Raw genomic sequence first — 6,976 nt, 5'->3', positions numbered from 1 at the left:
TTGCTAGCTTACGCTTCATAGAGGGCAATGAAAATATTGTATTCTTAGGCCCAAGTGGTGTAGGAAAAACACATTTAGCTACGTCGATAGGAATCGCTGCAGCAAAGAAAAGAACAAGCACGTACTTTATCAAGTGTCACGATCTCATTCAAAACCTCAAGCGTGCCATGCTTGAGAACCGGCTAGAAGCAAGGTTGAAACACTACACGAAGTACAAGCTGCTGATCATAGATGAGATTGGTTATCTTCCCATTGAACCAGAGGATGCCAAGCTATTCTTCCAGCTCATTGATATGCGTTATGAGAAGCGTAGCACCATCTTCACGACTAATGTTAACTTTCGAGCATGGGATGAAGTATTTCGAGAGCCCAAGCTCGCTAATGCCATCCTAGATCGTATCTTGCACCATGCAACTGTCGTAACTATTGTAGGCGAATCGTACCGATTGAAGGATCATTTCGTTCAAGAGGACAAGTGATTTTGTACATCCTTAAACAAGCAAAAGTGTACATGTTTATGTTGACATTTACAGGCATTTTCATCTGGATACAGAATTAATTAACAATCAACGTCTAATTTATAACGATATTATTGAGTTATGAGAATAAATGGGAAGGAGTATGAACGGATTGAATGAAGCTTTGCCAAATAGTAACTATCATTTTATTGCAATGGAGTATTATTCATTGATTTTAAACCGAACATTTCTTATTTCTGTGTTTGAAAATATGATCTGTGGGGCAAAAGTGCATGGCATTATTTCCTCAGAGCCTACGGATAAAAGCCATCCCGCTCATATTTTTACTGTAAAGGGCAACTTGTATGATCCCACTGTCTATATCGATAAAAAATACTTGAATAAGTTAAACGGTATCGATTTTCAAAGCGAAGCATTTTTATATTTAAACAAGAGTAATTTCCAAATTAGAAAACATGAAATCCAAACCATTCAATACAATCCTAAAAAAATGGGGAATGGGAAATTACCCGCATGACGGAAGAATAGAAATTGCCCTAAACACAGAGAAGCTGCGAGAGTTTATAATTCTTGGAGATCAATCCGGGTTGAAAATAAAGGGATTTTTACAAACTTGGATGAATACTTAGCTTCGGGCTGCTAAAATTTTTGGCATGAGAATCATACGCAGCATAAACCTGGTGATCCGATCAACAGAGTATCAAAGAGCAGCTGACCGTCGCGGCAGCTGCTCTTTCTGTCATTAATCAGGCGTGGTCAATTTATAAAGTTTGATAGGGTTCATATAAAAAAAGGCTACAGGTAATGTCATAATAGGCCGGGGCATTTCGAAGATATTAACCAAAATTCCATTACGTTAACGGAGAACGATAGTGTGATCTAAGAGAGGAGTGAAGCAACCTGAAGGACATAGAGGAATTATTAAGTATGATTGCAAGCTTACCTAACTGCAGAGTTAGTTCATCATTAGGTTTGCCAAGAACGGTAGGGCATAAGCTTCCTCCAGATTTAATACGATTTTATGAGCTTTGTGGAGGCGTTCTGCTATTTGAAAATAAAAAGTATCACTTCCAAATCGTCCCGCCTAATGAGTTCGTCTTATCAAACCCTGTTATTGTGGGAGAGCTAGTTGAAGAAGACATATCATCTGATTGGTTTATAGTTGGTCATGACGGAAATGGCGACTACATTTCAATTGATTTACATCCAAAGCGATTAGGGAAATGCTACGATAGTTTTTGGGATCGACATGGCGTTGTGGGAGAGTGCCATGTAGTAGCGAGGTCTTTTACTGAATTTCTATTTCAGCTGATACAAAATAACGGTGAACGATGGTACTGGCTTAAAGAGGATTTTGAATCACTAGGAGATGCTTACGATAATATTGAAGACGACTTTTCAACTAGTTTGTTATCAGAATGATGCTAAGGGATAGAAACGAGGGTGCTTGATGAGAAAAAGTAATATTAAGCTGCTCATCGCTCTGGTAGGTGTACTCTTTCTTGCTTCATGTACGTTGAGGGTGCAAAAAACGCTCTCGGACGAAGCGGTGATCCAGGTGGTGAAAGCAGATTGCTCGGCATGGTGCCTAGATAATAAAGATCTTATTATTGAAGTGAGTGGATATGACGAGAGAGGCCATGTCATGGTTGGAGTATGGAACGGAAGCAATAATCAGTCTGAAGCAGGATATCATGTGGATACCGTAACGGGAGAAATTACGAGAAAATATATTTTAAACGGTGAGTTAGAATCCATTGAAAATGGTGTGAAAGCATCTGCTTCCCAAATTACCGACGTTACTTTTTCCAAAATGAATGATCTAAGTTACAGCAATGGAACATCGAAACTATTAAGTGTAACTACGGATCTGAAAGAGATTGCGAAATATCGGGGGAGTTTGATTACGTTGTTCGGTGATCCTACTCAAGCAACGGTAAACTCCGAAAACGCCTTTGATTATGTGATTCAAGCTCAAAGAAGCGACGGCAGCAAATGGAACATAACGGCTTATCAAGGTCCATCAGGCTTTGCAATCGGTGGCACAGGGGAGAACGAGTTGAGTCATGAAATAGCCTATATACTTAAGGAAAGGCTTGCAGCGACGGCTCCTTCTGATTTTGAGAAAAGAGATATTAGATACGTCGACTCAGGAGATACTTATAGCTATGGTTGCCGGAACGGTGAGTGCTATGTGGAATAACATGCCTTAAGTGCGAATTAAAGGCCAAATACAAATCTTAGAGGTAGTTAAAATGCTCAATACAGGAAGGATGCTTGATCTGACGGAACAAAATAGATAAACTATAAAGCGGCAGACCAGAAATGGGTCTGCCGCTTTATTTTAATTAGTTCAGAATTTCATTGGCTACAATATGGGGGCTTGACCAGAGAGAGGCTTATTTCTTGAAAAAGCTGTTGAAGATCTCTGCCGTTTTCTTCTGGTCAGGCGTAATGGAGAAGAGAACAAAATCTCCGTTTCGGATGATTTGATAGTTTTGAGCTTGCTCGTATTGGTCCTGCAAATAGGACTCGAATGCCTTTTGCACGGCTTCGGCACGCTTCTTGAAGCCTGCTTCGACGTCTGCAAAGTTTTTGTCCGATTTCATCTGCACGATCGAAAACTCGCCAGCTTGGATCATCATTTGCGGCTGCTTAAAGATGCCGTCGACCAGCAGCGCTTCCTCGTCAATGCCATAGATGTCTTTGACTTGCTCGCCTTCAACGGTTTGCAGAGGCCCTAGTCCTGCGTCGCTTGCAAGCTTAGCCGCGATATCGGCTACCGTAACTTCATTTGACGGATTTTCGGAATCAGGCTTCGTCGTCGGCTTTGGCGAAGGCGATGGAGTCGCAAGCGGCAAAATAGACGGTTGAGGCGTTGCAGTTGGTTTGGATGTAGGCTTTGCTGTTGCAGTTGGCTTTGATGATGGCAGTACGATAACCGGCGGCTTGGTAGGCTTCGCCGTCGCTGTCGGTTTTATCGTTGGTGTCGGTTTAGGCTTTTTTGATGGTTTGGCTGTAGCTTCTCCCGCCTGATCTGGTTTCTCTGCCGGTGCTGTGGTTTCATCAGGCTTCACTGTGGCAGCGGGCGCCTCGGTGGCTAGAGGTTCAGCAGTGACAGCGGGCTCTTCCGAAATCTCCGGTTCATCCGTTGCAGCGGATTCCACAGGCGCATCGGTTGGAGAAACGCTGTTCGTAGCGCTGGACGGGTTACCTCCTGCGGCTACTTCGCTTTTTCCGTTGCTGCATCCAGCCGCAATAACCGTGAGCGCGATGGCAAGCAAGGCAAAGGAAATATATTTATTTATAGACATAAACATTCATGATTCTCCTCTAAACATAGTTGCAAAACTAGACGTATTCCTAGGATGGAATGTTGCTTTCCAATTAATTATCCTATACTTCGCACGAAATAAATACGAAAATCGGCTTATTTCTCGAAAATAGTCTGTTTGTCCTAGTTATTATCCGGTTTTAGGTCTTCCGTGTTTGAGAGGGCGTCATGCCTTTATATTGCTTGTACAGTTTTGTAAAATAGTTCGGATTCTCGCAGCCGACCATGGCTGCAATCTCGGTAATCGTCTGGCTGCTCTCGCGAAGCAGCCGTTCGGCTTCATTCATCCGGCTGACGTTGACATATTCAACGAACGTGCGACCGGTCAGTTTTTTGAACAGCTTGCAAAAATGATAGGGATTTAGGCTTACTTGCTTGGCTGCTTGCGTAATGGATAGCTTCTCGGCAAAATCCGACTCAATGCGCTGAATGAGCTGCTTGAAGCGGTCTCGGTTGACAAAATAAGGCTCCGCCGATTTGCCTGCGAGCTGCTGCTGCATAAAGGTACGGGAGAGCAAGGTGAAGAACGCGTGCAGCTTGGATTTTACGACGAGCTGGTAGGCGGGCGGTTTGGCATCTAGCTCTACAATCGCTTCGTCGAGAAGCGGATAGTAGCTCGCGCACGCTTCATCCTGTTCAGCGGGCATAACCGGAAAGTGAAGCCGCCCTTCTAGATAAGGCGCAACAAACTGGGCATGAACGGGATCATGGACCCAGTCATTGAAGAGAGAAGCGTTCAAGACGACGCAGTCATAATAAACATTTTCATGATTAAGGGCATAGCCTACGTGCAGGCCTCCGCCTGGGATAATGAGCACATCGCCGGTTCGCACAAGATAAGGGCGGCTGTCGATATGGAACATGGCGCTGCCTTCCCGCATGACGATGATCTCAAAATGCTCATGCCAATGAAGATAAAGAATGCAGTCATTAGGCTTAGCCTCATGACAGCGGTTTCTAAACAGTTGAAACGGATACGTTTTATGCTCAAGCCGGGTATTTTCCCAGAGCTCCCTCGGATAGGTCATTCCGTGCTTCACCACCACAAGATTAGACTAGTATTGCGCAAGATTGTATAGAGTCATATGCATAACTCCTAGCTATAATGGAGTTGTTAAGAACACTATAAGCCAATATTGGAGTGATATACAAGGATGAATCAACAATTGCGAATCGGAACGCTTGTAGGCGGAGGGAATGCGGACCATGTCATTCCACAAATCGTAGGGCATGGCTTCGAATCGTTTAACCTAACTTTCTGGCAGACGACGGGCGACACGGATCTTGTGGATATGGCCAAGCGGGTAAAGGCGCTTGCAGAGGAGCATGATTTTGTTGTTCCGGCCGTAAGCATATTCGGAAATCCGCTTACTGGCGAAGGCAATAATGCCGACACGCTGGCGAGCTGGGAACGCCTAATCGACCATGCCCATTTATTTGGGGCTGATATTGTATCCGGTTTCACTGGGCGGTTGACGGATCAATCGATTGACGAGTCGATTCCTAAATTCAAGGAAGTGTTCGGGGAGCTTACGCGCAGAGCTACCGATAAAGGGGTGCGGATCGCTTTTGAAAATTGTGATATGGGCGGCACTTGGCAGACAGGAGATTGGAACATTGCGCATAATCCTACAGCTTGGGAGCTTATGTTCAACGCGGTGCCGGAGGACAATATCGGCCTGGAGTGGGAACCTTGCCATCAGATGGTCAGCTTGATTGATCCGATTCCGCAGCTTCGCAAATGGGCGAGCAAAGTATTTCATGTGCACGGTAAAGATGCGACGATTGCATGGGATATTATCAAGGAGCATGGTGTTCACGGCAAGCAGCCGTTTGTCTGGCACCGCACACCGGGGTTTGGCGATACCAACTGGTCGGATATTATCACGATTTTAAGACAAAACAACTATAAAGGCACCATTGATATCGAAGGCTGGCATGATCCGGTCTACAAGGACGAGCTGGAAATGACCGGACAGGTTCATGCTTTGAATTATTTGAAGCGCTGCCGAGGCGGAGATTTTGTTCCTAACCCTGTCTAAAGACTAAATGTGAAAACGAGGAGTGAGAAGGATGACGATCAAGCATCGAGTAGTCGTCGCCGGCTGCGGCGGCATGGCCAATACATGGGTCGATTATGCCAAGGAAAGACCGGATACAGAAATTGTCGGGCTTGTTGATATTAAAGAAGAATTTGCGCAGGCCATGGCGGAACGCAAGGAATTAACCTGTCCTACCTTTACAGACCTTAGACAGGCCATTAAGGAAACTGGGGCAACGATGGTGTTTGACGTAACGATTCCGGCGAGTCACTATGCAATCAGCACCTCTGCCTTGGAGCTTGGCTGTCACGTGTTTGGCGAGAAGCCGCTTGCAGAAACGATGAGCGATTGTAATGCGATTGTACGAATGGCGGAGGAAACGGGCCGGACGCATGCTGTCATGCAAAATCGCAGATTCGATCCGCGTATCCGAGCTTTCCGCGAGCTGATTGCGAATGATACGATCGGAAAGCCGGGATTTGTCGGAGCGGACTTTTTCTTAGGCGCTCATTTCGGGGGGTTCCGTGACGCGATGGAGAGCCCGCTTCTGCTGGATATGGCGATTCATACTTTTGATCAGGCAAGATTTATTTCCGGGGCTAATCCCGTATCCGTGTATTGCCACGAATACAATCCTCCCGGCTCATGGTACGCCGGTAATGCGATGGCCATCTGTATTTATGAGATGTCGGACGGCTCCGTCTTTAATTACCGCGGTTCCTGGTGCGCGGAGGGGGCAACAACCTCATGGGAAGCTGCTTGGCGGGTAACTGGCGAGCGCGGGACGGCGATATGGGACGGTCATGGCAATCCCTATGCCGAGGTTGTTGCTGCTGGTGACCAAACTGGCAAATTCATTCGTGACTACGAGCGTGTAGAAACAGAGCTTCCAGAAATGGCGAATACGTTCCACAAAGGCTGCCTGGATGATATGTTCGCAGCGCTTGAGGAAGGCCGCGAGCCGGAAACAGCTTGCAGCGATAACATTTACAGCATGGCGATGGTGCTGGCTGCGCTGGAAAGCGCAAAGTCGGGACAAAAAGTACAGATTGCTGACTTTATGAAGGCAGAGTAGAAATAGCAACCCAAAGAGGACGTCCAGGTGCAGCTTGCTGCCGGGA

The 6,976-nt window shown here is 45.9% G+C and carries 8 protein-coding genes; 6 read left to right on the top strand and 2 right to left on the bottom strand.

Annotation, left to right across the window (positions count from 1 at the left end; all coding sequences use genetic code 11):
- The 4 genes from istB to E0496_RS33365 form a co-directional block, all read left to right on the top strand.
- The coding region (gene istB / locus E0496_RS33380) for an IS21-like element helper ATPase IstB (RefSeq protein ID WP_141506224.1) at positions 1 to 479 on the top strand (479 nt) is incomplete at its 5' end.
- A 151-nt stretch (positions 480 to 630) separates the two neighbouring features.
- Positions 631 to 996 carry a hypothetical protein gene (locus E0496_RS33375; RefSeq protein WP_141506223.1) on the top strand — a complete coding sequence of 122 codons (366 nt, stop codon included), beginning with the start codon at positions 631 to 633 and terminating at the stop codon, positions 994 to 996.
- Between the two features lie 383 nt (positions 997 to 1,379).
- On the top strand, positions 1,380 to 1,901 hold the full coding sequence (locus tag E0496_RS33370) for an SMI1/KNR4 family protein (RefSeq protein ID WP_141506222.1): 522 nt from the start codon (positions 1,380 to 1,382) through the stop codon (positions 1,899 to 1,901).
- A 28-nt stretch (positions 1,902 to 1,929) separates the two neighbouring features.
- Positions 1,930 to 2,682 carry a hypothetical protein gene (locus tag E0496_RS33365; RefSeq protein WP_141506221.1) on the top strand — a complete coding sequence of 251 codons (753 nt, stop codon included), beginning with the start codon at positions 1,930 to 1,932 and terminating at the stop codon, positions 2,680 to 2,682.
- Positions 2,683 to 2,878: 196 nt separating this feature from the next.
- Here the strand turns inward: E0496_RS33365 and E0496_RS33360 are convergent, their stop codons facing one another.
- Positions 2,879 to 3,799 carry a DUF4358 domain-containing protein gene (locus tag E0496_RS33360; protein WP_141506220.1) on the bottom strand — a complete coding sequence of 307 codons (921 nt, stop codon included), beginning with the start codon at positions 3,797 to 3,799 and terminating at the stop codon, positions 2,879 to 2,881.
- 154 nt (positions 3,800 to 3,953) lie between these two features.
- Positions 3,954 to 4,841, bottom strand: coding sequence for a helix-turn-helix transcriptional regulator (locus tag E0496_RS33355; RefSeq protein WP_141506219.1), 888 nt, complete (start codon positions 4,839 to 4,841; stop codon positions 3,954 to 3,956).
- A 126-nt stretch (positions 4,842 to 4,967) separates the two neighbouring features.
- Here E0496_RS33355 and E0496_RS33350 point away from each other — a divergent pair, with 126 nt between their 5' ends.
- Entirely contained in the window at positions 4,968 to 5,855 is an 888-nt protein-coding gene (locus E0496_RS33350) for a sugar phosphate isomerase/epimerase family protein (protein WP_141506218.1), read from the top strand.
- Positions 5,856 to 5,886: 31 nt separating this feature from the next.
- Positions 5,887 to 6,930: a Gfo/Idh/MocA family protein gene (locus E0496_RS33345; RefSeq protein WP_141506217.1), complete on the top strand. Its 1,044-nt coding sequence runs from the start codon at positions 5,887 to 5,889 to the stop codon at positions 6,928 to 6,930.
- The last annotated feature ends 46 nt before the right edge of the window (positions 6,931 to 6,976 follow it).

Origin of the sequence: Paenibacillus luteus (assembly GCF_006542765.1) — a bacterium.
In the GTDB taxonomy this organism is placed as follows: domain Bacteria; phylum Bacillota; class Bacilli; order Paenibacillales; family Paenibacillaceae; genus Pristimantibacillus; species Pristimantibacillus luteus.
Note: the sequence above shows the minus strand (reverse complement) of the source record. Positions and strands in the feature narration are given on the sequence as shown.

Excerpts from the sequence above, each read along its gene's own strand:
- E0496_RS33360 (WP_141506220.1), bottom strand. The coding sequence starts at position 3,799 with ATGTTTATGTCTATAAATAAATATATTTCCTTTGCCTTGCTTGCCATC.
- E0496_RS33365 (WP_141506221.1), top strand. The coding sequence starts at position 1,930 with ATGAGAAAAAGTAATATTAAGCTGCTCATCGCTCTGGTAGGTGTACTC.
- E0496_RS33350 (WP_141506218.1), top strand. The coding sequence starts at position 4,968 with ATGAATCAACAATTGCGAATCGGAACGCTTGTAGGCGGAGGGAATGCG.
- E0496_RS33345 (WP_141506217.1), top strand. The coding sequence starts at position 5,887 with ATGACGATCAAGCATCGAGTAGTCGTCGCCGGCTGCGGCGGCATGGCC.
- E0496_RS33355 (WP_141506219.1), bottom strand. The coding sequence starts at position 4,841 with ATGACCTATCCGAGGGAGCTCTGGGAAAATACCCGGCTTGAGCATAAA.